The sequence below is a fragment of the Gammaproteobacteria bacterium genome (assembly GCA_037388465.1).
In the GTDB taxonomy this organism is placed as follows: domain Bacteria; phylum Pseudomonadota; class Gammaproteobacteria; order SpSt-1174; family SpSt-1174; genus JARRKE01.
Window position 1 is genome coordinate 1 of record JARRKE010000142.1, and the last position, 2,883, is coordinate 2,883.

1 protein-coding gene is annotated in these 2,883 nt (G+C 58.1%); it reads left to right on the forward strand.

Features of this window, described 5'->3' with window-relative positions:
- Positions 1-136: 136 nt before the first annotated feature.
- The coding region (locus P8Y64_14330) for a diguanylate cyclase (GenBank protein ID MEJ2061626.1) at positions 137-2,883 on the forward strand (2,747 nt) is incomplete at its 3' end.

A 2,883-nucleotide genomic window follows, 5' to 3' on the forward strand; every position in this document is an offset into this window, starting at 1 on the left:
GTTACCTGCTGTAACTCATCTATACTCGGACGATAGACTCGCGAGGAACAGCGATGCCGATAAACAGGGGCATGCCAGAAAAATGGACTAAGGCTTCCTACGACGCCGTAGTCCCACCCTGCTCCGAATCACCCTGATGAGACTCAGCACCAAGTATGGGCTGGCCATCAGCGCCACCGCCATGATAACGGCGACGGCCCTGGGTGCTCTGCTCTATTACCAAATCCACAACGTACTTCAGGAACGGGCTGTCGAGGCCCAGCTCAGTGCAGCCCACAGCATCCTGAGCAAGATCGATGACGCCCTGGCCCATGCACGGCGCGATATGCACATCCTGGTTGAGGATGAGTTTCTGAAGGTCTATGTCGCCTCTCCTGCCGACCGGACGGAAACGAACCACAAGCTGCTAAAAGAAGAGCTCGAGGAACGGGGCAAGATTACCGGACCGTGGGACGACCTGATGGTGGTGGACCGAAATGGCACTTACCTGCTGACCACCGAGGCTCATGAGGAGCACGACAGTATCGACCGGGACCCGGCTGCCTATGCCGCATTCAAGGCGGCAATGAAGGGTGAAACATACAACTCGGACGTGGTGGTTTCAGACCACAGCGGCCAGCGCACGCTTCTGTTTGCCGCCCCGATCCGGGAGAAATCCGAAGATGAAAACGGTGGCAGGATCATCGGCGCCGTGGTGGCACAGTACCGATGGTCGACGATAAGCGACATTCTCAAGAAGGGGTTTAAGAGCGGCTCCGTCTTCCTGTTCGATCGTACCGGCAAGGTCATTGCTGAACACGTGCAGGGACACAAAATGCCACCTCCATCGCATTTTGCCCGACATGCCGAGGTACAGCAGGCGCTTCTCGCTTCGGGGGCGCACGAATCCGTGCACCAGTCCGAGGGGGCCGATACCGTATTGTCCACCCACGTCCGGCAGGCAGCACGTGACGATGTTGCTGACAACGGCTGGGGTCTGGCGATCGAACAATCGGAAGACGTCATCTTCGCGCCGGCGCGCCACCTGGCGCTGCAGGCGGCACTCATCGTGGTCGTCGTACTCGTCGCCCTGGCGATTGCCCTGACGCTTCTGAGTTACCGGTTCACGAGCCCATTGAGACGGCTTACACGGATTACCGAGCGGATCGGCCAGGGCGATTTCCAGCAACATGTCGATTACGACAGCAACGACGAGGTCGGAACGCTCGCCAAGAGCATCAACACCATGACCGACCATCTGGAGGCGGGACGGGCCGAACTGGTGGCGGCGAAAAACCGCATCCAGGGCATCGTCGATACCGTACAAGGCATTCTATATACCGCCACGCCTCATAATCTCAAAACCGTTTTTATCAGCCCGGCGACCGATACCCTGCTGGGCTTCAAAGCCAGGGCTTTCCTCGAAGATCCCGCCCTGCGCATAAACCTGGTGTTGGAGGAAGATCGCGAAAAGGCGCTGGCCGACATCGATACCGCCAGGCAACAGAATACCGACTTCGTGATTACCTACCGCATGCGGCGCAAAGACGACAATGCCATCAGGTGGTTTGAAGATCGCGGCAGCTGGGAACACGACGCATCCGGCCGGATCGTGGCACTGCATGGCGTGATGACGGACATCACCACGCGCAAGCAGCATGAGGAACAACTGGCTCACACCACACGAGCATTGAACATCCTGCACAGCCAGGACACGCTGCTGACGCATGCAGCCACGGAAACCGAACTGGTGCAGGGCGTCTGCAGCAATATCGTCGATGAACGGGTCTATCAATTCGCCTGGGTCGGCATGCTCAGCAACGAACGCCCTACCGGTCTCCGGATCGTCGCCGAGGCCGGTAGCGACACCGCTTTCGCCGCGGATATTAAAAATACCCATATCGATGTCGCCAGCAGTGATTGCCTTCCCTGCCGCGCCATCCGGGAAAAGCAGCCTTACATGATCCAGGATCTGACGGAACGGACCACGACCGACGAATGGACCCTGCAGGCACTCGCTCACCATTACGCTTCGTTGATATCACTGCCGTTGGTCAGCGATGACAAAGCGATCGGTTCGCTCAACATCTACAGCAAGGACAGCTATGCATTCGACACCGATGAACTGAAACTGCTTAAAGAAATCGCCAGCAACCTCGCTTATGGCATCACGGCCTTGCGCACCCAGGCGCTGCACAACCAGGCACAGGAGCTGCTGACGCACCAGGCCTTCCACGACGGGCTGACCGACCTGCCGAACCGCGCTTTGTTCATGCACACCCTGCAGATGGCACTTGCGCATGTGGAGAGGAGCGAAGAGGTAGTGGCGGTACTGTTCATCGATCTGGACGATTTCAAGCTGGTCAACGACACACTGGGACATGCCGCGGGCGACGAGCTGCTGCGTCAGGTCGGCGAACGTATACACAACAATATACGTGGCAGCGACATGGTGGCCCGCCAGGGTGGCGATGAGTTCATCGTATTGATGTCCAGTACCAATTCCCGCGACCCGGAGGAGACAACAAGCCAGGACAGCGTGTTGCTCAACGTGGCCAAGCAGGCACAACGCCTGATCGACCAGATGAAACAACCCTTCATCATCGAAGGCCATAGAACCTACATTGGCGCCAGTATCGGCATCGCCATTTCCCCTCATGACGCACGCGACACAGACACCCTGCTGCAATATGCAGACTCGGCCATGTACCGCGCCAAGGAACTGGGCAAGGGCAACTATGCGTTCTATTCGGCGGAATTGACCGAACGCCAGCATCAGCGCATGTCGGTAGCCAACCGCCTGCATCAGGCCCTGGAAAGACAGGATTTCGTACTTTACTTCCCCCCTGTTATCGAATTGGCGACCGGCACCATGACCGGCGTCGAAGCCCTGACACGCTGGCA